The sequence below is a fragment of the Streptococcus sp. 1453 genome, from assembly GCF_013276955.1.
Lineage (GTDB): Bacteria > Bacillota > Bacilli > Lactobacillales > Streptococcaceae > Streptococcus.
In genome coordinates, this window is record NZ_VMLZ01000001.1 from 48,835 (window position 1) to 73,445 (window position 24,611).

General features: G+C 41.3%; 25 protein-coding genes. 1 reads left to right on the top strand and 24 read right to left on the bottom strand.

The genetic code is table 11. The annotated features are described in order from the left end of the window. Positions 1 to 8: 8 nt before the first annotated feature. From murC to HW098_RS00240, 8 genes are all read right to left on the bottom strand, one after another. On the bottom strand, positions 9 to 1,343 hold the full coding sequence (gene murC, locus HW098_RS00205; RefSeq protein ID WP_176138909.1) for a UDP-N-acetylmuramate--L-alanine ligase: 1,335 nt from the start codon (positions 1,341 to 1,343) through the stop codon (positions 9 to 11). A gap of 10 nt (positions 1,344 to 1,353) precedes the next feature. Further along, positions 1,354 to 1,971, bottom strand: a complete 618-nt coding sequence (locus HW098_RS00210) for a cystathionine gamma-synthase (RefSeq protein WP_176138910.1) — start codon at positions 1,969 to 1,971, stop codon at positions 1,354 to 1,356. A 47-nt stretch (positions 1,972 to 2,018) separates the two neighbouring features. Next, positions 2,019 to 5,117: a DEAD/DEAH box helicase gene (locus HW098_RS00215; protein ID WP_176138911.1), complete on the bottom strand. Its 3,099-nt coding sequence runs from the start codon at positions 5,115 to 5,117 to the stop codon at positions 2,019 to 2,021. 92 nt (positions 5,118 to 5,209) lie between these two features. Beyond that, complete coding sequence (locus tag HW098_RS00220; protein WP_176138912.1) at positions 5,210 to 6,376, bottom strand: MalY/PatB family protein; 1,167 nt, start codon at positions 6,374 to 6,376, stop codon at positions 5,210 to 5,212. A gap of 7 nt (positions 6,377 to 6,383) precedes the next feature. Then, on the bottom strand, positions 6,384 to 7,478 hold the full coding sequence (locus tag HW098_RS00225) for a cystathionine gamma-synthase (protein ID WP_176138913.1): 1,095 nt from the start codon (positions 7,476 to 7,478) through the stop codon (positions 6,384 to 6,386). Between the two features lie 164 nt (positions 7,479 to 7,642). After that, complete coding sequence (locus HW098_RS00230; protein ID WP_176138914.1) at positions 7,643 to 8,098, bottom strand: hypothetical protein; 456 nt, start codon at positions 8,096 to 8,098, stop codon at positions 7,643 to 7,645. Between the two features lie 313 nt (positions 8,099 to 8,411). Then, entirely contained in the window at positions 8,412 to 10,370 is a 1,959-nt protein-coding gene (locus HW098_RS00235; RefSeq protein WP_176138915.1) for a peptide ABC transporter substrate-binding protein, read from the bottom strand. Between the two features lie 190 nt (positions 10,371 to 10,560). Further along, positions 10,561 to 12,186, bottom strand: a complete 1,626-nt coding sequence (locus tag HW098_RS00240) for a polysaccharide biosynthesis protein (protein ID WP_176138916.1) — start codon at positions 12,184 to 12,186, stop codon at positions 10,561 to 10,563. A 105-nt stretch (positions 12,187 to 12,291) separates the two neighbouring features. Between HW098_RS00240 and HW098_RS00245 the strand changes: the two genes are divergently transcribed. Beyond that, entirely contained in the window at positions 12,292 to 13,737 is a 1,446-nt protein-coding gene (locus HW098_RS00245; RefSeq protein WP_176138917.1) for a UDP-N-acetylmuramoyl-L-alanyl-D-glutamate--L-lysine ligase, read from the top strand. Between the two features lie 45 nt (positions 13,738 to 13,782). Here HW098_RS00245 and HW098_RS00250 read toward each other — a convergent pair whose 3' ends face one another. The 16 genes from HW098_RS00250 to HW098_RS00325 all read right to left on the bottom strand — a co-directional run bounded on the left by HW098_RS00250 (position 13,783) and on the right by HW098_RS00325 (position 24,571). After that, a complete protein-coding gene (locus HW098_RS00250; protein ID WP_000051195.1) occupies positions 13,783 to 13,977 on the bottom strand; it encodes a CsbD family protein in 195 nt (64 codons plus the stop codon). A 99-nt stretch (positions 13,978 to 14,076) separates the two neighbouring features. Continuing rightward, positions 14,077 to 14,727 (bottom strand): DUF1803 domain-containing protein, encoded by a 651-nt coding sequence (locus tag HW098_RS00255; RefSeq protein ID WP_176138918.1) that lies wholly within the window; start codon positions 14,725 to 14,727, stop codon positions 14,077 to 14,079. Then, positions 14,711 to 15,205 (bottom strand): YiiX/YebB-like N1pC/P60 family cysteine hydrolase, encoded by a 495-nt coding sequence (locus HW098_RS00260; RefSeq protein WP_176138919.1) that lies wholly within the window; start codon positions 15,203 to 15,205, stop codon positions 14,711 to 14,713. Before HW098_RS00260 ends, HW098_RS00255 begins: the two co-directional genes overlap by 17 nt. A gap of 210 nt (positions 15,206 to 15,415) precedes the next feature. Then, positions 15,416 to 16,351, bottom strand: a complete 936-nt coding sequence (locus tag HW098_RS00265; RefSeq protein ID WP_172934173.1) for a manganese-dependent inorganic pyrophosphatase — start codon at positions 16,349 to 16,351, stop codon at positions 15,416 to 15,418. A gap of 85 nt (positions 16,352 to 16,436) precedes the next feature. Continuing rightward, positions 16,437 to 16,721, bottom strand: a complete 285-nt coding sequence (locus HW098_RS00270) for a GIY-YIG nuclease family protein (protein WP_176138920.1) — start codon at positions 16,719 to 16,721, stop codon at positions 16,437 to 16,439. After that, a complete protein-coding gene (locus HW098_RS00275; protein WP_000390778.1) occupies positions 16,711 to 17,460 on the bottom strand; it encodes a tRNA1(Val) (adenine(37)-N6)-methyltransferase in 750 nt (249 codons plus the stop codon). The genes HW098_RS00270 and HW098_RS00275 overlap by 11 nt, the downstream gene beginning before the upstream one ends. 53 nt (positions 17,461 to 17,513) lie before the next feature. Then, a complete protein-coding gene (locus tag HW098_RS00280) occupies positions 17,514 to 17,873 on the bottom strand; it encodes a S1 RNA-binding domain-containing protein (protein WP_000689593.1) in 360 nt (119 codons plus the stop codon). 1 nt (position 17,874) lies between these two features. After that, positions 17,875 to 19,275 (bottom strand): bifunctional Cof-type HAD-IIB family hydrolase/peptidylprolyl isomerase, encoded by a 1,401-nt coding sequence (locus HW098_RS00285; protein WP_176138921.1) that lies wholly within the window; start codon positions 19,273 to 19,275, stop codon positions 17,875 to 17,877. Positions 19,276 to 19,357: 82 nt separating this feature from the next. Continuing rightward, the gene (locus HW098_RS00290) at positions 19,358 to 19,861 is read right to left on the bottom strand and encodes a GNAT family N-acetyltransferase (RefSeq protein ID WP_176138922.1); all 504 of its coding nucleotides are present in this window, start codon (positions 19,859 to 19,861) and stop codon (positions 19,358 to 19,360) included. 121 nt (positions 19,862 to 19,982) lie between these two features. After that, complete coding sequence (gene rpsR / locus HW098_RS00295; RefSeq protein WP_000068664.1) at positions 19,983 to 20,222, bottom strand: 30S ribosomal protein S18; 240 nt, start codon at positions 20,220 to 20,222, stop codon at positions 19,983 to 19,985. Positions 20,223 to 20,253: 31 nt separating this feature from the next. Continuing rightward, positions 20,254 to 20,724, bottom strand: a complete 471-nt coding sequence (ssbA, locus tag HW098_RS00300; RefSeq protein ID WP_000609606.1) for a single-stranded DNA-binding protein SsbA — start codon at positions 20,722 to 20,724, stop codon at positions 20,254 to 20,256. 11 nt (positions 20,725 to 20,735) lie between these two features. Further along, a complete protein-coding gene (gene rpsF / locus HW098_RS00305) occupies positions 20,736 to 21,026 on the bottom strand; it encodes a 30S ribosomal protein S6 (protein ID WP_001151784.1) in 291 nt (96 codons plus the stop codon). Between the two features lie 152 nt (positions 21,027 to 21,178). Further along, positions 21,179 to 22,525, bottom strand: a complete 1,347-nt coding sequence (gene asnS, locus HW098_RS00310) for an asparagine--tRNA ligase (protein WP_176138984.1) — start codon at positions 22,523 to 22,525, stop codon at positions 21,179 to 21,181. 15 nt (positions 22,526 to 22,540) lie between these two features. Continuing rightward, complete coding sequence (locus HW098_RS00315; protein ID WP_176138923.1) at positions 22,541 to 22,906, bottom strand: VOC family protein; 366 nt, start codon at positions 22,904 to 22,906, stop codon at positions 22,541 to 22,543. After that, positions 22,899 to 24,086 (bottom strand): pyridoxal phosphate-dependent aminotransferase, encoded by a 1,188-nt coding sequence (locus HW098_RS00320; protein ID WP_050890141.1) that lies wholly within the window; start codon positions 24,084 to 24,086, stop codon positions 22,899 to 22,901. Before HW098_RS00320 ends, HW098_RS00315 begins: the two co-directional genes overlap by 8 nt. Then, positions 24,083 to 24,571: a DUF5590 domain-containing protein gene (locus tag HW098_RS00325; protein WP_176138924.1), complete on the bottom strand. Its 489-nt coding sequence runs from the start codon at positions 24,569 to 24,571 to the stop codon at positions 24,083 to 24,085. The genes HW098_RS00320 and HW098_RS00325 overlap by 4 nt, the downstream gene beginning before the upstream one ends. Between the last annotated feature and the right edge of the window lie 40 nt (positions 24,572 to 24,611).

The following is a 24,611-nucleotide window of genomic DNA, read 5'->3' on the forward strand; positions in this document are numbered from 1 at the left end:
AGAACATCCTATTGAACATTACTGGTCAAGTTAGACAAGAGACGCTCGAATGAGTATTCATAGGTTTGGATGTCTCCTGCTCCCATAAAGACATAGACAGCATTGTCATGGTCTAGGAGGGGAGAAACATTTTCAACAGTAATCACTTGGTGTTTTTTGTTGATTTTTTTGGCTAGGTCTTCTACCTTAACGTCACCATGATCTACTTCACGAGCTGACCCATAAATTTGCGCTAGGTAAACAGCATCTGCTTGGTTTAAAGCATGAGCAAAGTCATCCAACAAGGCAATGGTTCTTGTAAAGGTATGCGGTTGGAAGACTGCTACAATTTCCTTGCTTGGGTATTTCTGACGAGCCGCATCCAAGGTCGCAATAATTTCTGTTGGATGGTGAGCAAAGTCATCGATAATCACTGTGTCATTGACAATTTTCTCAGTGAAACGACGCTTAACACCGGCAAATGTTTTCAAGTGCTCACGCACCAAGTTCAAATCAAATCCTGCCGTGTAAAGAAGACCAATAACGGCTGTCGCATTCATGATATTGTGACGACCAAAGGTTGGGATGTGGAATTGACCCAAGTCTTGTCCACGGAAATGAACCGTGAAAGTTGACCCAGTTGTAGAACGAAGAAGATCGCTAGCTACAAAGTCATTACCTTCTGCTTCAAAACCATAGTAATAAATTGGTGCATCAGACGTAATTTTACGCAATTCTGCATCTTCACCATAGACAAAAAGACCCTTGGTAATTTGTTTAGCATAGTCATTAAAGGCATTGAAAACATCCTCTAGGCTTGTGAAATAGTCTGGATGGTCAAAGTCAATGTTGGTAATAATAGAGTATTCTGGGTGGTAAGGCATAAAGTGGCGCTCATATTCGTCAGATTCAAAGACAAAATATTTGGCATTGGCCGAACCACGACCTGTCCCATCCCCAATCAAGAAGCTAGTGTCTGTGATGTGAGACAAGACATGAGACAACATACCTGTCGTTGAAGTTTTTCCATGCGCTCCAGCTACTCCCATGCTAACAAAGTCACGCATAAAGCTACCTAGAAACTCATGGTAACGTTTGTAGCTGATACCATTTTGGTCTGCATAGGCAATTTCGACGTTGTTATCTGGACGAAAAGCATTTCCAGCGATAATTTCCATATCACCGTCTAGGTTCTTTTCATCAAAAGGAAGAATGGTAATGCCTGCCTGCTCAAGACCACGTTGAGTAAAGTAGTATTTTTCAACATCTGATCCTTGAACCTTATGCCCCATTTGGTGCAACATCAAGGCCAAGGCACTCATCCCTGACCCCTTAATTCCGATAAAATGATATGTCTTTGGCATGTTTTCTCCCCTATTCTGTAATTCTGGTCAGATTCAACTCTTGGGCAACCCGACGTTCTTGTTCTGTTTGTTTACTTTTTTTATTGTAGATTTGGCTCTTCTTTAGAAAATCATAGTTGTTTTTCTTTGGAGCAGGTGCTGACACTTCTTCATTCTTGGTAGGGATAGAATGAACTTCTTCCGCCAAGATATAATGAGACTGGGTCAATTTTTGGCTATATTTGACAAATTCACCAGGATTTTCCTTTTGGAAAGGAGCTGTCGGTTGATTGTCCTGTCTAATAAGGCCTGATTTAGAATGACGTCTCGCACGGCTGAAATCCTGAGTTAGATAGTTAGCAGAGCGTTTCTTTTTCAAGTCTGCACGCGCTTCTTCACGCGCCACCTCTGCATAACTCTTTCCTTCTTTTTTAACCCCTAAAGGAGCTTTTTTAGGTTTCTCGACTTGCTTTTCAATCGGTTTGACTGGTGTTTCTTCAGCAATAGGAGCCCATTCTAAATAATTTTTATCTCGATACTCACCCTTGATATTACTGATCAGATCAGACTCATCATACAAGTTCATGACTGGCATTTCAGTCAACATGACCTCGTCATCTGACACCAATGGAAATCGTTCTTGTTTCATTTTCTATTTCCTTTCAACACTTCATTATAGCGTATTGTCTTGATTTTTCAAGTACTGGCTTCAGAAATTCCCAAAATTTCTCTAATTTCTGCTAGGGTCAGACTGCCACGTGACTCTGTGCCATCCAATACTTGTGACACCAGATGTTTCTTCTGTTCTTGGAGTTCCTGAATTTTTTCTTCAATGGTTCCCTTGGTCACCAAGCGATAGACCTCAACCGTTTCTTCCTGTCCCATCCGATGGGCACGGCCAATGGCTTGCGCCTCTACTGCAGGATTCCACCAAAGGTCAACCAAGATAACTGTATCAGCACCTGTCAGATTCAGACCGACACCACCAGCCTTGAGGGAAATCAGAAAGGCATCTCTTTCCCCTTGGTTAAAGGCCTTGGTCATGTCTTGTCTTTCCTTGGCTGGGGTTGAACCTGTAATTTTAAAAGATGTCATGCCCAAGTCTGGCAATTCTTGTTCAATTTTCTCCAACATTCCCTTGAACTGAGAGAAAATCAAGACACGGTGTCCGCCGTCTGCCACCTGTACCAGCAGGTCTCGAAGACTATCCAGTTTACCACTAGCACCCTGATAATCTTCCATAAAGAGGGCAGGAGTGTCACAGATTTGACGCAAGCGCATCAGACCAGATAAGATTTCCACTCGACTTCGCTGAAATTCCTGATCTGAAACTTGAGCCAGACGGTCTCTCATCTGTTGCAACTGGGCTAGGTAAATAACCTTTTGCTGGTCTTCTAGTTCATTCTTATAAACCACTTCAATCAAGTCTGGTAATTCAGTCAGCACTTCTTCTTTCTTGCGCCGCATAACGAAAGGCTTGATAAACTGAGCCACGCGCTCAGCTGGTAATTTCATAAATTCTTTCTTGCTTGGCAGAAGTCCTGGCATGACGATTTGGAAAATAGACCACAGCTCACCTAGATGGTTTTCAATAGGAGTTCCTGACAAGGCAAAGACCGACGGCACCACAAATTGTCTCAAGGTCTGAGCAATCTTGGTTTGGGCATTTTTCATAACCTGAGCTTCATCTAAGAAAAGAAAGTCAAAGGCCAGCCCCTGATAAAGCTCACTGTCCTGACGGAAGGTAGCATAACTCGTCACATAGATTTGATGGCTTTCAGCAAGAATCTCTTCACGACTAGCTTTCAAGCCATGAACAACAGCTACATCCAACTGTGGGGCAAACTTCTGAAATTCATCTGCCCAGTTGTAGATTAAACCTGACGGAGCGAGAATCAAAACCCGACTTTCTTTTGTCACTTGACTGGTCAAAAAAGCAATAGTCTGCAGGGTTTTACCAAGTCCCATATCATCAGCCAAAATCCCACCAAAACCATAATGATGGAGCATTTGCAGCCAGCCGATTCCCTTTTCCTGATAATCTCGCAAATCAGCCTGAACCTGAGTTGCCTGTCTAGGGAAGTCCTCTGGATGCGTCAAATCATGAGCCAGATTCTGGAATTCTTGTGAAAAAGAAACACGGTCTCGCCCTTCAAAAAGATGAGCTAAACTGTAGGCCAAGGATTTCCGAGTCTGCAAGGAGCCATCTTTTAGTTCAAATTGCCCCAGTTCCTGTAGATTTTGGCGAATTTTCTTGGTTTCTTCATCGAAAAAGTAGACTTGATTAGACGAATCAATATAAAAATCTTGATTGGCAACCAAGGCCTGCATGGCTTGGTCAATTTCCTCTTGGGCGATATCTTGAAAATCAAATTGGATTTCCAAGAGGCCTCCCTTGGAAGCAATCTGCACTTGAGGGCTTGCTAGGTTATAGAGTTCTTCTAACTTGTCTGATAAATCAACATTCCCGAGTTTTTCAAAGACTGGAATGATTTCATGGAAGAAATGATAAACAGACTCCGCTTTTAGGGCCTGACGCCAAGATTGAAAGTCTGCTTCAAAACCAGCTGCCAAACAGACTTGGAAAACTCTTTCTTCTAAGTCAGCATCACTCGAAAATGGTAATTCTTCTAGCTCTTTTCGGCTAGATACCTGCTTATCTCCATAATCAAACTGAATTTCTAAACGAATCCGATTATCTTCTTCCCTGTCAAAGTAAAAAGAGGGCGCAAAAGTTTTGATTTGTAACCGTTCTGGAGCTGAAACGGTCCCCATCTGGTTAAAAAGAGTCAGACAGGAAGCTAACTTATCGCGGTCACTGCTATCAAATTGCAGGTATTTCTTTCCTTGTTGATCCACAGGTAGCGCTTTGATTTCCTTGAGAAGACGCATCTGCTGGTCTGTTTGAAAATAAACCTGACCTTTATGGAAAAGCACAGCTCCCTGATAAAAGACATTGACCCTAGGACTCTCACTGATTTCCATTTCAAAATAGTCCGAGTATGCTGTTACTGTAAAGGCAAATAGATTGGCATCAGCATGCATATCCTGAAAAAGCAGGGTCTGATAGCTATCCACTTGATGGTCAAATTGAAAATGCGGCAAGGTCATCAGTAAATTCACACCCTGCTCAAAAAAAGTCAGAGGGAAAAAGAGGTGCCGACCTTGGTTTTGGAAAAAGAGATCTGGAGCCTGTCCTTCCTCCATCAGTCCACGCAAGAAAATCAGAAGTTCGTGGCTAGCATCATCAAAGGCTTCCCAAGAAAGAGACTCCTCATAAATCTTGCCAATCATATAAGACTTTCTCTGCTCGACAATCCTTAAAAAGAGTAGAATGTCTCGAATGACATAGTATTTTTGGCTATTGATTTGGCCGATTCTCAGGGTCCACAAGATATGATTGGTTCCTGCTTCCACCTGACCCACAGCTGATAATTCATAGGCACGTTCTGATTTTGGAGATAAGATTCGGTCCAAAAATTTGCCACCCAAGGTCACCTTGGTTTCAACGGCCTCTTTTTCTTCATGACCTTCTTCCAGACTCTGCAAGATTTCCTGACCACGCTCATCATTTTTTAGAAAATGCTCCAACGCTGCCAAATGCACACAGTAGCCCCTCTTTTGGAAAAAATCGCAGGCACAAAAAACCAAATCATCCTCTAAACTATAGCGCAGTTCTTCTTCTGCAACGCGAGCGTAGAGTCGATTATTCTTTTCTTTGATGATGTCAACCTTACCAGTTTCATAAAGGGCAACGCCTTCGATACGGACTTTCCCCGGAATCAATTTAGCCATATTTTCACCTTTACCTTATCTTTTTATTATACCATATTTTCCCCTATGAAAATAGCCTTCTAGGGATACTTTTCTCCTAGAAGGCTGGATTTTTAAAGTTTAGCAAAAGTCGTCACAATCCGCTGACAAACTTCTTGCAGTAGAGATTTGGGCATGGCTACATTGAGGCGGGCATGGAGACTTCCTTCCTCTCCAAAATCCAAACCACGGTTGAGAATAACCTTGGCTTCATTTCTCAACAGCTCTTGCAATCTTTCATCAGTCAGGTCATAGGCTGAAAAATCAAGCCAAATCAAGTAGGTTCCTTGCGGCTTCATGACCTTGATTTTAGTCTCTTTTCCAAATAAATCTACCACATAATTAATATGGTCTTCAAAGACTTGCTTGAGTTCCTCTAACCAATCTTTACCGTATCGATAGGCAGCTTCTGTCGCCAAATAACCCAATCCTGAAATTTCATGCTGGTTATTGGCCAACTGGCGTTTCTGGTAGGCCACTCTCAACTTAGGATTTTCAATGATTGCATAGGAATTTTTTGTCCCAGCAATATTAAAGGTTTTAGTGGCACTGGTCAAGACGATAGCAAATTCTTTAAAGTCAGGGTTGACAGTATTGAAAGACTGGTGTTTGTGACCAAAGAGGGCCAAATCTTGGTGAATCTCATCCGAAACCAAGAAAACACCGTGTTTTTGGCAGAGTTGCCCAATCTTTTCCAAGACTTCCTTTTCCCACACACGTCCACCAGGATTGTGAGGGTTGCAAAGAATATAGAGTTTGACCTCCTCTTCCACCAAATCCTTCTCAAGTTGGTCAAAGTCAATCTCAAACAGACCATCCTTTTCCACCAAAGAATTGGTAATCAATCTACGGTTGTTCAACTTGACACTGCGAGCAAAGGGTGGATAGACAGGTGTGTTAATCAAAATCGCCTCGCCTTCTTTTGTAAAGGCTTGAATAGCTGTTGAGATAGCTGGTACCACACCCTCGATAAAGACAAGAGCCTCTTTGTCAAAGTGGTAACCGTGTTGTGTGGCTTCCCACTTTTGAACTTCCTTAATTAACTCTTCACTGGCATAGGTATAGCCATAAACCAGTTGATCAGCATAAGTCTGCACGGCTTGGCGGATTTCAGGCAAGACTACAAAGTCCATATCCGCTATCCAAGCCGGTAGGACTTCACTATCCGTTTCGGCTTCTTTCCATTTATAGGTATGGTGCCCTAAACGATTGGGCAGGCTTGTAAAATCATATTTTCCCATCTTTGTCTTATCCTTCCAAGGCTTGGCGCAAATCTGCAATCAAATCCCTAGCATCTTCAATCCCAATCGACAAGCGCAAGAGGTCATCTGTCAAACCATAAGAATGGCGCACTTCTGCTGGAATATCAGCGTGAGTTTGTGTCGTTGGATAGGTAATGAGACTTTCTACCCCACCTAAACTTTCCGCAAAAGAGAAGACCTTGAGACTGTTCAAAATATGAGGAATGCGCGTTTCATCGACTACTTTAAAGGAAATCATCCCCCCACGACCAGTATAGAGAACCTCCTTGACTGCTGGAGAATCCTTCAAAAAGGCAACCACTTCTTGGGCGTTAGCTGTTGAGCGCTCCATACGAAGAGACAAGGTCTTGAGACCACGAATCAATTGATAACTGTCAAATGGCGACAAGACTGCTCCTGTCGTATTGAGATTGTAGAAAAGCTTTTCGTATAGTTCTACACTATTGGTCACAACCACTCCAGCCAAGACATCATTGTGGCCTGCTAGATACTTGGTTGCTGAATGGAGAACGATATCTGCTCCATCTTCAATCGGACGTTGGTAAATAGGGCTGTAGAAGGTATTGTCAACCACCACTTTGGCACCCTTAGCATGAGCCAATTTTGCCAGTTTTTCAATATCAAATTCCAACATCAAGGGATTGGTTGGCGTTTCGATATAGAGAACGTCAACATCCTTTTCTAACTCAGCAATCAACTCTTCTTCTGTATTGGCATAGGTAAAATGGAAACGGCCTTCCTGCTCCACTTGGTTGAACCAGCGGAAAGAACCACCATAAAGGTCACGGACAGCCAAGACCTTACTTCCTACTGGGAAGACACTAAAGGCCAGTACAATAGCTGACATTCCTGAGCTAGTAGCTAGGGCATAGTCTGCAGACTCAATAGCCGCCAAGACTTCTTCAGCCTTACTGCGAGTTGGATTTTTGGTACGCGTATAGTCAAATCCAGTAGATTCACCAAACTCTGGATGCTGATAGGTCGTTGAAAAATGAAGCGGTGTCACCAATGCACCTGTCGCTTCATCTGACTTAATACCCGCCTGGGCCAAAATTGTGTTAATGTGTAATTCCTTGCTCATACAATTCCTCCAAATCTATAGTAACTATTGTACCACTTATTTTCACCAACTCATTTTCTTCTTTTCAAGAGCTAGTTATAGTTTCAAACTATAGACTTATCGAGTAAAGCTAAAAAGAATCCAGAAAACACTCCAGATTCTTTTGTGAAAATGATTGCTAGGGTTTACTTGGAACGAAAGAAATCGTGTTGGGCTAAATAGTCACAATGGTCTTTGTTAAATTGATACTGACCTATACGCTGACTAATCTGACCGACATCCACAGAAAAAATATAGTCTTCATTTTGATAGTTCCAGTTCAGCCTAACTGTATTCAAGACTGACTTATAAGTAAAATCTTTGACTTGATTCCAAGGCATCTCTACGACGTGATTAGAACGATTCTCAATCACATCACTGATGTCCATCAAGTAGATACCCTTAGGTGTGAATGCCAAAATCTTAGGCTTCACGCTCGACTGAACATAGTAGGAACCACCTATTATGAAAAAATCAATAAAGGATTTCAACCATGTCTTTTTCTTGAAAGCCATCAGAAAATTCTTTTGCCCTTCAATGTGGCAAGTTGAGAGAAAGGATTCAATCTGTTTTTCTGTTGCAAACTCCATAATAGCGCCCATGATGTTACCTCCATAACGATTAGTAAATAGGCAGATAAGAACTCTTCACATAAAAGAAGAACTTATCATTTGTTACATTTTATCTTACTTTTTCAGTAAATAACATCCCTCCTATAAAATCATCCTAGCATGTGCATACTTCAATCAACATTGGGTAGATTTTCGAAAATAGCTCCTCATATTTATATTATATTCATTATAACATAAATTCAAGAAACAAAGAAAAAAATGTGAGATTTTTCTTCCAAATTTACCATCATTCTATTAAAAAACGACAGCTTCTTTCGAAACCATCGTTTTTCTTGAAAAATTCTTATTTGACATGTTTTGCCAACTCTTCTTGAGCTTTTTTATTAGATTCTTCTTTTTCTTTCAACCATTTTTCTTTAGCTTTTTCATATTCGTCTTTTGTAACTGTCTTATCTTGTAATTTGAGGTATTTATAGGATTCGACCCCTTTATTACCAGCCAATGAATATGGTGTTGAGAAAGGAACAATTTTTCTCAATGTTGGTGTTCCGCCTAGTGAAACATTTGGAATTGCTAGAGAGCTATCTACTAACCAAGCTTGGGCATCTGCATATTTTTCATAACGTTTAGCTGGATCTTGCTCCTTATTAGCTTCTTCCAACATTTGAGTGTAGACATCCAATCCAACAGCCTTGGCCTTGTCATTGGCTTCACCTGGCTCTATACCTAGATTTTGCATCAAACCACCAGAATTAACGTTAAAGACGTCAAGATAGGTTGAAGGATCTTGATAGTCTGCAGTCCAACCACCATTGTAAAGATCATAATCTTTCTGAGCTGCAGTTTGAGCAAGATAACCTGAACTATCATAGTCCTCTGTAGAAAGTTGATGAACATCAATCACAACATTATCTGCACCTAAGACAGATTCTATTGATTGCTTCATGGAATTGATTCCTTGAATTTCAGCCTTATTAGCCAAATCTATAGTTTTATCTAAGTGTATAGGGAATTGGACTCCTTTGGCTTGGAGTTCTTTCTTAGCTTCAGCAAATTTAGCTTTAGCTTTTTCTGGATTGTAGTATGGATCCTGGGCATCTGCAAAGTTGATTCCTTGCCATTCCTTACCGTAATTCACCATCTTAGAGGCTACTACTTCACCAAAGTCTTTTCCATTGATACTTACAAATGTTGGAGGAACGACGAGGTTACGCAAAATCTTAGTTGCACCCTCTTCTCCCTGAGATTGAGCCCCGTAGGCTGTACGGTCATAAGCAAAGTTAATGGCTTGACGGAAGTTTTTGTTAAGAACCGCTTCTTGTGTAGACTTCTTCTCAGCATCACTTGTTTTTGAAGTAAATTTATAAGATTTTCTATCCAAGTTGAAGTTTAAGAAGTAAGAAGTAGCATCTTGCATGCTATAGATGATATTGTCCTTATTCTTTTCTTTAATCCCTTCAAAACTTGAACTGTTCGGATAGAGACGAGCATAGCTATAAACACCTTCGGTAAAATTACGTGCTAACGCATCTTGGTCACTACCATCAAAATAAGTCAATTTGACATCATCTATAAAGACATTTTTAGCATCCCAGTAGTTAGGATTTTTCTTGTATTCGATGACCGATTTTGAAACAAAGGATTTCATCAAGAAAGGTCCATTGTACAAAATGCTAGATGGGTCTACCTTCCCAAAATCATCCCCTTTTGATTTCAAGAAATCCGCATTGACTGGAAAAAGAATCGTTGAGGTTGTTTTTGAGTTCCAGTAAGGTTCTGGTCGTGCCAAGGTATATTGAACGGTTTGGTCATCAAGAGCCTTGACTCCGACAGTTGAAAAGTCGCTTGTTTTACCAGTGATATAGTCATCTAAACCAGCAACGGATTCTTGCACTAAGTACAAGGCTTCTGATTTTTTATCAGCCGCATATTTCAAACCAGTGACAAAATCTTGGGCAGTAACAGGAGAATACTCATCTCCATCTGCAGTATACCATTTAGCATCTTTACGCAGTTTGTAGGTATAGGTCAAACCGTCCTTAGAAACACTCCAATCCTCTGCCAAGGATGGAATATAGTTTCCGTACTGGTCATTTTCCATGAGCCCATCTACCAAATTAACCACGATATCACTGGTTGTTGCACGGTTTTCTGCTAGATAGTTCAAACTAGATGGATCACTTGAATAAACATAATTGTATGTTTTTGATGCTGTGCTAGAATTTCCACAGGCACTTAACAAAATACCTGCACTTAACACGACACCTGCAAGCGTTGCATACTTGGCCTTAGACTTTTTCATCTCCAGAACCTCCTGATTTAAATATTTGTTTTATTATACAACTCGTATTTTATTTAGTCAATGGGTTTTTTAAAAAAATTAATCATTACATCTACAAACTATAGAAATTATTCTACAAAATAATAAAAAAGAGAATAATTCAAGCATTTCATGATAGAAATGTTCAAATTATCCCTTTTATTTATAAAAATTATTGAGAAATTCTAAATTTTACTCGCAGGCGATCTGCCTGGGCTTTTCCAATCACCTTATCCAATAAACGAGTACGGAGACTCATGGCTCCATATACTCCTCCACCCATGGCACCAACAAGAGCTACATAAAGGAAGCTCCACAAACGTCCACTTGGTTGGAATACAAATCCTAAAATCCACTGGATGGCACCGACACCGATGAACATAACAAGAGTCAACAAACTGATTAAAATGGTTCGTTTCAAAATCACCTTGCGCTTAACACCAGTTACCTTACAAATATCCCGATACATCAAGACGTTAGGAATAATAAGACCGATGGTTGTGGAAATCAAAGGACCATAACTGTGGAAGAGGGCGATGGTAGGTATTTGCAAGACTAGCTTGGCAATAGAACCATAGATAAAATAGAGAACAGCCTTGCGGTTACGGAACATGGCCTGAAGCATTGGAGACAAGACCATGTACAGACCTAAAATAGTAGACTGCAAAACTGCAAAGACAAACAAGCCCATAGCCAAACTATCTGGCTTCCCATAAAAGACTGTGTAGAGGGGTTCTCCTACCATAACCACTCCAACCGTTGCTGGTAGCAGGAATACGAAAAGCATGGTAATGCTGTCCTGAACGAGACGAGAAGCTGCCTTCAAGTCCCCCTTGACATAGTTTTCAGTCAAAAGTGGCAAACCGACACCCCCAATTGAAACCCCTACAGAAATCAAAATCATCGTGATTTTATTAGGATTGGCTGAGAAATAAGAAAACATGACAATTAAGTCTTCATTACTGTAGTTGCTAAACCACTTCATGCTATTGATAAAGGTATTTTGGTCCAAGATTTGGAAAAGCTGAATAGCCGAACCAGTCAAGATAAAAGGAATAGCTTCCTTAATCGTATCCATTAACAGGTGTTTGCTATCAATCTTATCTCGTGTTTCAAAGACTCTTTTGAGTAAACCTTCTTGAGCAAGGAAATAAATCAAAACTGCAAAACTGGCTACCATACCGACAAAGGCCGCAAAGGTAGACTGGGTGACTGCTGCTAGATAGTCTCCCGAACCAAGCTTCATAATGATAAAGGTTGCTAGAAGCATCCAGATAACCCGAATGACCTGCTCAGCAATTTGACTCATGGCATAAGGTTTGAGGTTATTCATCCCTTGGAAAAATCCTCGGATAACACTCATAGATGGGAAAATCAAGACTCCCCAAGCCAAGCTTTGCATGATTGGGATCAAGTCTTTGCCCACGCCAGACAAGTCTGCTAGCCAAGGAGCAAAGACATACAAGATTAGGGCAAAAACCAGGCCAAGTCCTGTCATAAATCCTAAAAAGCTCCGAATCAGGGCAAAGCTATGCTCCTCTTCTCTCATGGTATTATACTTTGCAACTTGCTTGGCCACCGCAACTGGAATCCCTGCTGTTGAAACCAGCAAGAACCAGGCATAGATATTGTATCCCATGGTAAAGAGTCCATTTGCTGTAGCCGCATAAGACCCCATCCAGATGTACCAAGGGATAATGTAAATAGCCCCAAGCAGGCGACTGATAAAGTTACTAGCCGTTAACCAAGCAGTCCCCCGTAACATCTGGGCCTGCTGGTGATTGTTTTCGTGCGACATAGATTCCTCATTCAATTTTGATAACTAGGAAAAACTCCTTATCTTCCATTATAAACTTTTCCTTGTTACTTGTAAATTTGCGACTTTCGGTTTACAATAGAAAGTATGATTAAGATTGAAACCGTATTAGATATTTTAAAGAAAGATGGTCTCTTCCGCGAGATTATTGACCAAGGACATTATCACTACAACTACAGCCATGTCGTCTTTGACACCATCTGCTATGACAGCCGCAAGGCTAAAGAGAAGAGCCTCTTTTTCGTCAAAGGTGCTGCCTTTAAGAAGGAATTTCTTCTTTCAGCCATCTCTCAAGGGCTCGATTGGTATGTGGCTGAAAAAGACTATGAGGTTGGTATTCCTGCCATTATCGTCAGTGATACCAAGAAAGCTATGAGTTTGATTGCCATGGAGTTTTATGGCAATCCACAGAAAAAACTTAAACTTCTTGCCTTTACTGGTACTAAGGGTAAGACAACAGCAGCCTATTTCGCCTATAACATTTTATCTCAAGGGCACCGACCTGCAATGTTGTCGACCATGAACACAACTCTAGATGGCAAGACTTTTTTTAAGTCTGCATTGACAACTCCTGAGAGCATTGACCTCTTTGATATGATGCATCAGGCTGTGCAAAATGACCGTACCCACCTCATCATGGAAGTCTCCAGTCAAGCCTATCTGGTCAAACGTGTCTATGGTCTAACCTTTGATGTGGGAGTTTTCCTCAATATCAGCCCAGACCATATCGGCCCGATTGAACACCCTAGCTTTGAAGACTACTTCTACCACAAGCGTCTCTTGATGGAAAATAGCCGAGCAGTCATCATTAACAGTGACATGGACCACTTCTCTGTCTTAAAAGAACAAGTGGCAGATCAAGAACATGACTTCTATGGTAGCCAGTCAAGTAATCAAATCGAGAACTCTAAAGCCTTTAGTTTTTCAGCTACGGGTAAACTCGCTGGTGATTATGATATTCAACTGATTGGCCACTTCAACCAAGAAAATGCCGTTGCTGCTGGACTTGCTTGTCTCCGTCTCGGAGCTAGTCTTGAGGACATCAAAAAAGGCATCGCTGCAACCCGGGTTCCTGGTCGTATGGAAGTCCTGACTCAGAAAAATGGAGCCAAGGTTTTCATCGACTACGCCCACAATGGGGATAGTCTCAAAAAACTAATCAAGGTTGTAGAGACTCATCAAACTGGAAAAATTGCTCTGGTTCTGGGTTCAACAGGAAATAAAGGAGAAAGCCGTCGTAAGGACTTTGGTCTCCTCCTTAATCAGCATCCTGAGATTCAAGTCTTTCTGACTGCTGATGATCCCAACTATGAGGATCCAATGGCCATTGCAGATGAAATCAGTAGCTACATCAATCATCCTGTTGAAAAAATTGCGAATCGCCAAGAGGCCATCAAGGTGGCAATGGCTATCACAAATCACGAATTAGATGCAGTTATTATTGCGGGTAAGGGAGCCGATTGCTACCAAATCGTCCAAGGAAAGAAAGAAGACTATCCTGGGGATGCAGCCGTCGCAGAAAATTATTTATAAGAATAGAAAAAATCAAGGGAAAATGAAACCCTTGATTTTTTACTATTATTTAGTAAAAACGTTTTTCAAACCTTCAACGGCACCTTCTACAGCACCTTTAGCGTCTTCTACAACGTCTTTTGCCTTAGCAACTGTTTTTTCAACAGCTCCTTCAAGTTCTGTCTTGCTGTCTCCAGTAACTTTACCAAAACCTTCTTTGACAGCGCCTGTTGCTTGTTCTAATTTATTTTCAAGTGACATATGATTGTCTCCTTTAGTTTTATTCCGATATGTGTTATCGGTTACATTAGTATAAACTTATCGATAGATAAAGTCAAACAATGTGCTCAGAAAAAGCAATCACACTAAATAGAAAGTTAATCTCTCCTTGTCAAAATCGACAGCCAACTCATACTTTCCATCTTCATTTTGGACTATATAACCCAGGACAACTAAACTGTCCACAAAGATGTCTCGGCGTTTCTGCATAAGCTGATCTTTTTTGAGAAATTTTAGCAAAAAAGTTGTCATGTATTTGAGAGCATACTCAGGATTAACATCCCCAAAAATGGCATAGAGTTCCTGCTGTTTTTCTGTCAAAGGATACTGATGTTTGACCTTGTAGAAATAATTGGACAGGGTCATTTTTGATCTCGCAAAGTCCGTCTTTTCAACTAAAATAGCTGCATTGGTCTGATTGCGCAATTCTGTCTCAAAACTCTTCTGCAACAAAGCTTGATAGGTCGGACTATCTTCTTTGACAAAAATCTCTTGATCCAGTTCGAGACTATCAAGGGACTCAAGCATAGGAAGATTGAGGTAATAACGCTTATTTTCTCGTAGAATCAAGCCAGCCTTTATATACTCTTCCATGAGTTTGTCAACTGCTACATCTGGAAACTTGGCCTTAATTTCCCGTAAAATCACATCCTCATGCTGGTCCAGATAGCGGATCAATTCTCCAAAAAATGGCTGTCTCGTCAAACGAGATGGATTAAAAATCTGAATCATGAAGATTCCTTTCTTTACTTTCTAACAGAGGCGATGCTGCCAACTGACTGGGATTGGTCCCAGCTTGGTTCAGAGGAACAGGCAAACCTAGTTCTCTATAATACTCCTTCCAAAAATCACTAATCTCCTGCTTCCTATCCCCAAATTTCATAGGAATAGTTTCAAAAATGGGGAGAATTTCTGCCATATACTGGGAACAGTAGAAACCAACTCCATCTGGATAGAAAGAAGCATTGTAGGGAGCCCCTAGATGTTTGCAAGCTCTTTCCTTCACCGACTGGATATCCATTTCTGGGTAAACATAGAGGTCGTACAAATGATTGGACTCAAAGAAATCTGCTGGTGCTTGACAGACCACACCAGACTTGCCACTAGCATGGTAAATCATCCCATCCAAATAAATGGCAACATGGTTATAGTTGCCTGTGGAAGTCTGGATGGCCTGTCCCATGTCTGACCCATCTCTCACAAAAATCATACTCTTCGAAAATCAAATTCAAACCACGTCAGCGTCGCCTTACCGTACTCAAGTACAGCTTGCGGCTAGCTTCCTAGTTTGCTCTTTGATTTTCATTGAGTATCAAATCACCATTTTCTAACATACTTCACTCCTTGAAAAAAAGGAGCCGAAACTCCTTTCGATATAAGGCAAACTAGCCTTTCCTAATTTGAATTAACACTCAAAATCTTAAGCATTAAAGCTTTCAGTCAATTGAGGTACCACTTGTTTCTTACGTGAAACAGCACCAGCAAGGAAAGCATGGTTGTTTTCAAGTTTGAAGTTGAAGGCCGCTTCAACTTTGTCCATGTTAGCACCAAGAGCCAAGATTTCTGAGTTTGAGTTGACGATATCTGTAATCATCAAGACAAAGTCAGAGTAGCCGTTTGCTTCGTTCGCAGCTTGCATTGCAGCTTCAATTTCTGCTTGGCGTTCCAATACTTCCGCGATGTCAACTGTGTTTACTTGGGCAACACGGACATTATTTCCGTTCAATTCAAAAGTCTTAGCATCGATGTCAATCAATTCGTCAGCAGATTTGCTAGCCAAGTTTGTACCAGCTTTCAACATTGCTAGACCATATTCTTCCAAGTTGACACCAGCCAATTCAGCTAATTCAGGAGCAATGACTGTATCTGTTGGGTGTGTTGTTGGTGATTTCAAAAGAAGGGTATCTGAAATCAAACCTGAAAGCATCAAACCAGCAATCTCTTTAGGAACAGCTACACCATGTTCTTTGAACATACGGTAAACGATTGAAGACGCTGATCCAACTGGCTCCAAACGCATGTAGAGTGGGCTTGCAGTTTCAAAGTTAGCCACACGGTGGTGGTCTACAACACCATAAACTTCTACTTCAGCGATATCTGATACAGATTGTTGGAATTCATTGTGGTCAGTCAGGATAACTTGCTCTGCACCTTCTGCTTTGGCAGAAGTGATGACACGCGGTGCTTCCACACCAAAATAGTTCAAGACAAAGGCTGTTTCTTCATTTGGAGTTCCAAGGGCAACAGCTTCCGTATCCAAACCATAAGCTTCTTTTGCAAGGTAGGCAAAAGCTACAGATGACCCGATGGCATCTGAGTCTGGATTTTGGTGACCAAATACTAGAATCTTAGACATGATAATACCTCATTTTGTTTATTCTCTTTATTGTAGCATTTTTTTCGCTTTTTGACAAAAGTAAGAGGAGTCAAAGGACTCCCCGCTACTCTTCAAAATAACTGAGTAAATTTCTATCTTGATTTTCAGATAAAAATCTTTCCTTTTGTGGCCTCGTCTTACGCTTGAGAAGGGCTTCTGCTGACATGGCTTCTTCCTTACTGGCAAAACCTTGAGCATAGATAAGTTTGACTGGCAAGCGTGCTCGTGTGTATTTGGCTCCCTTACCACTATTGTGCACAGCTACTCGTTTCTTGATATCTGTTGTATATCCTGTATAGTAAGAACCATCTCTACATTCTACTACATACATGAAAGCCTTATGATCCATAATAAATTTCTTCGAGTTCCGGCGTATAAGAGCCATCATCATTGTGGACAATGAGAGGTGGCAAGACCTTAAAGCCACTTGTCGAGCCATCCTTGATAGCCTCAATCAAAAGCATATTGGCTTCCTTTTCTCTTTTTGGATAAACAAACTGCAGGCGCTTAGGGGCTAGATTATGCCGTTGTAACGTATCCAAAATATCCAGAAGTCGATCAGGACGATGAACCATGGCCAAACGCCCATTAGACTTGAGAATACTCTGGGCACTGCGACAGATTTCCTGCAAATTGGTCGTGATTTCATGGCGCGCCAAGAGATAATGTTCACTCTCGTTCAGGTTTGAATGAGGATCCACCTTGAAATAGGGTGGATTACACAAAATCATATCCACCTTACTTCCCTGAATGTAAGCAGGCATATTTTTCAAATCATCACAGATGACCTGCATCTGCTCTTCCAAACCATTCAAACGGACAGAGCGTTCAGCCATATCCGCCAAACGCTCCTGAATCTCAACAGCCAAAATCTGTGCCTGAGTACGAGTGCTAGCAAATAGCCCCACTGCTCCATTTCCAGCGCAGAAATCCACAATCAAGCCCTTTTTAGGAAAACGTGGAAAACGTGACAAGAGAACACTATCCACCGAATAGCTAAAAACCTCTCTATTTTGAATGATTTTGATATCTGTTGAGAAGAGCTGGTTAATTCGCTCCCCTGATTTTAATAATTGTTCTTCTTCCATGGTTCTATTATAGCAGATTTATATTAACATTACAAAAAATATAAAATTCTAAACTACTTCTTCTTTTTTAAATAGTGCAGGGCTTCTCTAGTCCAAATTGGCATCATTCGTTTAAGAGGCGCAAAGCCGTAGTTAAAGCGGTCGCTTGAAAAGCGTCTCCGTCTCGGAAACTGGTGCTTTTCTTCCTCCAAAGTGCGGATAGAAAGACTGGCTTTCCCTGTAAATTCATCTAAATCCACTACCTGAACTTGAACCTCTTCATCGACTTTCAAGGCTTCATGAATATTTTCAATAAAGCCTGTCCGAATCTCTGAAATGTGAATCAGCCCTGTATCACCTGTCTCTAGCTCAACAAAGGCACCGTAGGGCTGAATCCCTGTAATACGCCCCTTTAGCTTATCACCGATTTTCATCTTAGTCCTCGATTTCAATTGTTTCAATCACAACATCTTCAACTGGCTTGTCCATCGCCCCCGTCTCAACAGCAGCAATGGTATCCAAGACAGCATAAGAAGCTTCATCAGCTAGCTGACCAAAAACAGTGTGTCGACGGTCTAGGTGAGGTGTCCCACCTTGATTGGCATAGATTTCTGCGATCGGTTCTGGCCAACCACCACGAGCAATTTCTTTCTTAGAATAAGGCAAATGTTGATTTTGCACGATAAAGAACTGGCTGCCGTTGGTATTTGGACCAGCATTGGCCATGGAAAGAGCACCACGGATATTGTAAAGTTCTTCTGAGAATTCATCCTCAAATGATTCGCCGTAGATTGACTCGCCACCCATACCAGTTCCAGTTGGGTCTCCACCTTGAATCATAAAGTCCTTGATAATACGGTGGAAAATGACTCCATCATAGTAGCCATCTTTTGAAAGTGCAACAAAGTTAGCCACTGTTTTAGGAGCATGTTCAGGGAAAAGTTTAATACGCAAGTCTCCGTGATTGGTCTTAATAGTCGCGATAGGACCTTCTACTGTTTCAATGTCTACTTGTGGGAAATGCAATTCTTTTTCTACCATACCAAATCCTTCTAAGGCATCAAAAATGCCATCTTCTTCTAGTGCTTTTGTAATATAATCTGCTTTTTCTTTGATCTTATCATGAGAAATTCCCATTGCAACGCTGATTCCAGCATAATCAAAGAGTTCCAAGTCGTTGAGGCCATCTCCAAAAACCATGACGTTCTCTGGTTTCAAGCCAAGATGTTCCACAACCTTTTCCACCCCCGTCGCTTTGGAGCCTGAAATCGGCACAATATCAGACGAATGTTGGTGCCAACGAACCATCCGAAGTTTGTCTGAGAGACTATCAGGCAAGTGCAAGTCATCTCCTTTATCTTCAAAAGTCCACATCTGATAAATATCTACTTTTTCATGGAAATCAGGATCCACATCCAAGTCGGGATAAATCGGATCAATAGCCTCACTGATCATCTCAGTTCGAGCGGAGAGTTTGGCAGCATGACTTCCAACTAAACCATACTCAATTCCCTCTTGCTTAGCCCAAGAGATATACTCCTCAACATCTGACTTCTCAATCTGATGCTGATAAATGACCTGACCTTTTTTATCTTCAATATAGGCACCATTTAAGGTTACAAAAAAGTCAGGCTTGAGCTCACGAATCTCTGGAACGACACCAAAAATCCCCCGTCCAGAAGCAATACCTGTCAAAATTCCTTTCTCACGTAATTGCTTAAAAACAGTTGGGATTGAAGCTGGAATAAAACCTGTCTTGGAATTTCGCAATGTATCATCAATATCAAAAAAGACAATCTTAATCTTTTTTGCCTTGTATCTTAATTTGGCATCCATCTCACTACCTCTTTCAATCTAACTCTTTCCATTATACCATAAAGTAGCTAAATCCCCTATTTTCAAAGAAATTCGCCATCTCTTATTCGAACTTCTTTGATAAGTACAGAACTAAATCATCATTATTTTGAATAGTAGCATTCATTTCCAAGGGGTGATTTCGATACCAAACGCCTGAACCATCTGGAATATAGCCTCGTTTGATGTACAATCTCTGGGCAGGGCCATAGCCTAAGTGCAAACCTACACCAAGAGTGACCTTACTCGAAACAAACTTGACTCGTTTTTCTGCTTCTTCTAGCAGTTGACTCCCAATCCCTTGATTTCGAAAAGGCTCAAACACATTAAAATCTGATAATTCTGGATAGACTTCTGCAAAAGGACCATGTTTAGCAGAGGGCAAAATGGTAACGTAGCCCGCTACAGCACCATCAATCTCTGCAACTAAGACTTCTCTCTCCCCACTTTCCTGTTCCAGAAAATATCTAGCCAAAATTTCCTCTCTACCAGGCCAACCTTGATTCATAAATCCATGAGATAAGGATTCAATATCAGACTTAATCATATTTCTAATCGTACAATTCATCTTTGACTTACCCACCTTTACTCTTTCTATTACTATTATAGCACGCCAAGGTCAGAAAAAAACTATCTCGTGAAAAAGAGGTCCACTGGACCTGAAAAAAAGACCCAACCGGGTCTTTTCTTTAATCTTCGTTTACGAAAGGCATCAAAGCCATTACGCGAGCGCGTTTGATAGCTGTTGTTACTTTACGTTGGTTTTTAGCTGAAGTTCCTGTTACACGACGAGGAAGGATTTTCCCACGTTCTGAAACGAAACGGCTAAGAAGCTCAGTATCTTTGTAATCAACATATTCAATTTTGTTTGCTGCGATGTAATCAACTTTTTTACGGCGTTTGAATCCGCCACGACGTTGTTGAGCCATGTTTTTTCTCCTTTATAATTTTAGTTGTCCATTAGAATGGTAAATCATCATCTGAAATATCCAATGGATTTGTTGCTCCAAATGGATTTTCATCACGTGAAAAGTCTGGCACTGAATTTGTAGGTGCTGAATAGTTTGCAGTTGGGGCAGAGTAAGCTCCACCTGTATGACCTTCACGCACACTACGGCTTTCCAACATTTGGAAATTCTCAGCCACGACTTCTGTCACGTAGACACGTTGTCCTTGCTGGTTATCGTAACTACGAGTCTGGATACGGCCTGTCACCCCGATAAGTGAGCCTTTTTTAGCCCAGTTAGCAAGGTTTTCAGCCTGTTGGCGCCACATAACGACATTGATAAAATCAGCCTCACGTTCGCCATTTTGACTCTTAAATGTACGGTTTACTGCAAGAGTAAAAGTCGCAACTGCTACATTTGATGGGGTATAACGCAACTCAGCGTCACGTGTCATACGCCCTACAAGTACAACATTGTTAATCATAGTTTACCTTCTTACGCGTCAGTTTTGACGATCATGTGACGAAGAATGTCAGCGTTGATTTTTGAAAGACGGTCAAACTCTTTAAGAGCTGCATCGTCGTTTGCTTCAACGTTAACGATGTGGTAAAGTCCTTCACGGAAATCTTTGATTTCGTATGCAAGACGACGTTTTTCCCAAGTTTTTGATTCAACAACAGTTGCACCGTTGTCAGTCAAAATAGAGTCAAAACGTGCTACCAAAGCGTTTTTAGCTTCTTCTTCAATGTTTGGACGAATGATATAAAGAATTTCGTATTTAGCCATTGATATGTTCCTCCTTTTGGTCTAATGACCCCAAGACTTTGCAAGGGGTAAGTGAGGTTCGCTCACAATAAACTATTATACTAGAAAAAAATTTTTTACGCAAGTAAAAACTCTGGAATTCGAAAAAACGCCACATGGGCGTTTTCCCATTCTTACGGTTTAATACGATGCAACATACGTGGGAATGGAATAGCTTCACGGATGTGTTTTGTTCCTGCTGCGAAAGTTACCATACGCTCGATACCGATACCAAATCCACCGTGTGGAACTGTACCGTATTTACGAAGGTCAAGGTAGAATTCGTACTCTGTACGATCCATGCCAAGTTCATCCATCTTAGCTACAAGAGCATCGTAGTCTTCCTCACGCATAGATCCACCGATGATTTCTCCATAGCCTTCTGGAGCAAGCAAGTCTGCACAAAGCACGCGCTCTGGATTTCCAGGAACTGGTTTCATGTAGAAGGCCTTGATGGCTGCTGGATAGTTCATGACAAACGTTGGCACACCAAAGTGGTTTGAAATCCACGTTTCGTGTGGTGAACCAAAGTCATCACCATGCTCAAGATGCTCGTAGTCAGCATCTTCATCATTTTCATGCTCTTGCAAGAGGTCAATGGCTTGATCGTAAGTGATACGTTTGAATGGCTCTGCAATGTAGCGTTTCAAGAGTTCTGTATCACGTTCCAATGTTTCCAAGGCTTGAGGCGCACGGTCAAGAACACCTTGTAGAAGAGCTTTCACATAAGCTTCTTGCAAGTCAAGAGACTCATCATGTGTCAAGTATGAGTACTCTGCGTCCATCATCCAGAACTCAGTCAAGTGACGGCGTGTTTTTGATTTTTCAGCACGGAATACTGGACCAAAGTCAAAGACACGACTAAGAGCCATAGCGCCTGCTTCTAGGTAAAGCTGACCTGATTGGCTCAAGTAAGCTGGCGTTCCAAAGTAGTCTGTTTCAAAGAGTTCAGTTGAATCTTCTGCTGCATTTCCTGAAAGAATTGGGCTATCAAACTTCATGAAACCATTCTTGTCAAAGAACTCATAAGTTGCATAGATAATAGCATTACGGATTTGCATCACGGCCACTTGCTTACGAGAACGGAGCCACAAGTGACGGTTGTCCATCAAGAAGTCTGTTCCGTGTTCTTTTGGTGTGATTGGGTAGTCTTGAGATTCACCGATCACTTCGATGTCTGTAATGTCCAACTCATAACCAAATTTAGAACGTTCGTCTTCTTTGACAATTCCTGTCACATAAACAGAAGTTTCTTGGCTCAAGCGTTTGATAACATCAAACTTCTCAAGTCCCACTTCTTCACCAAATTTTTCTACAAAGTTTGGTTTAAAGGCTACACCTTGGAAGAAGGCTGTTCCATCACGCAATTGCAAGAAAGCAATTTTTCCTTTTCCTGATTTATTGGCAACCCAAGCGCCAATCGTCACTTCCTGACCAACATAGTCTTTTACATCAATAATCGTTACACGTTTTGTCATTATTTTTCCTTTTCTTTTTTATTCTTTATGGCAAACCACTTCTATATTGTTCCCATCTGGGTCAATCACAAAAGCAGCGTAGTAAATCGGTTGCTCACTGCGATAACCAGGAGCCCCATTGTCTCGCCCACCTGCCTCTAAGCCAGCCTCATAACAAGCTTGAACCTCTTCCTTATTTTCTGCTAAAAAAGCAAAGTGAATAGGATCTTGTGTCCCCTGAGCCAGCCAAAAATCACCACCAGGATGAGGGCTATTTGGGGCAAGAAAACTGATTAGAGAACTAGTCTTAAAAGCTAATTTATAGCCCAAAGGAGCGAGAAATCTCCTATAAAATCCTTCTGAAATTTGTAAATCTTTTACCTTAATTTCAAAATGATCAATCATTCTCACTACCCATAAATGCTTTCAAGCGACTAACTGCTTCTTTAAGCGTATCTAGGTCTGTCGCATAGCTGAGGCGAACATTTTCTGGCGCTCCAAAACCTGCTCCTGTTACCAAGGCCACTTCGGCTTCTTCTAAGATAGCGGTTGTAAAGTCTGTCACATCGGTATAGCCTTTCATCTCCATTGCCTTTTTGACATTTGGGAAGAGATAGAAGGCCCCTTGCGGTTTGACTACTTCAAATCCTGGCACTTCCGCAAGAAGGGGATAGATAGTATTGAGACGTTCTTCAAAAGCCTGACGCATGTTTTCTACAGTATCTTGCTCTCCTGATAGGGCCTCAACTGCTGCATACTGAGCTACAGCTGACGGATTAGAGGTTGTTTGACCAGCAATCTTAGACATGGCAGCAATAATATCTGCTTCACCGACAGCATAGCCAATCCGCCAACCGGTCATGGCATAGGTCTTAGACACACCATTGATGACCACTGTTTGCTTACGAATCGCTTCAGATAGGCTAGAAATCGGTGTGAACTCATGACCATTATAAACCAAGCGGCCATAGATATCATCTGCTAGGATGAGAATATCCTTTTCTACAGCCCAGTTTCCGATTGCCAAGAGTTCCTCACGAGTGTATATCATACCTGTCGGGTTAGATGGTGAATTCAACACCAAAACCTTGGTCTTGTCTGTGCGAGCTGCTTCTAACTGCTCTACAGTCACCTTAAAGTGATTGTCTTCCTTAGCAGGAACAAAGACGGGAACTCCCTCAGCCATCTTGACTTGGTCTCCATAGCTGACCCAGTAAGGGGTTGGGATGATAACCTCATCACCTGGATTGACCACAGCCATAAAGAATGTATAGAGAGAATATTTGGCTCCAGAAGCGACTGTCACTTGATTTGGTGCAACAGAATAACCGTAAAAGTGCTCAAAGTAGCTATTGACCGCCGCCTTAAGCTCTGACAGACCTGAGGTTACTGTATAAAAAGAAGCACGCCCATCTCGAATCGATGCAATGGCGGCATCTTGGATATTTTTCGGAGTAGTGAAATCTGGCTCACCTAAGGTTAGAGACAGGATATCTCTTCCCTCAGCCTTGAGTGCTTTGGCACGGGCTCCAGCAGCCAAGGTCACACTTTCTTCCATTTCTAAAACACGGTTGGATAGTTTCATAGGCCCTCCTTATTGACCAATGCTCCTGTTTCAAAATCTACTAGATAAAAATCAGATCCTGACTTGACTTCCCAGATTGGTTTGTCTTGGTAACGACCAAAGGTAATCTTGTCAATTTCGCCAGCTCCCTTTTCCTTAGAAACCGTTTCTGCTTTTTCTTGTGAAATACCCTGATTTAGCTGATAAACGTAAATCTTATGGTCATCTTTTCCAATCAGGACAGCAAGTGCTTCTTGTTTTTTATTACGGCCAAGAACGCTATAATAGGATTCCAAGCCATTGTATAAGTCAACCTGATCAGCCTGCTCTAATCCTGCATACTGCTGAGCTAATTTTTCTCCTTCACTTTTAGCAGTTTGATAAGGTTTCATACTCAGAAACACTAGATACAGAAAGGAAGCACTGATAACCACAAACAAAATCGTCATCCCTAGACCATACTGCCACAGTAGATTATTTTTTGCTTTGTTTTGTCTTTTTTTCACTCGTCTATTTTACCATCTATTGGGCTTTATTACAAGTGAA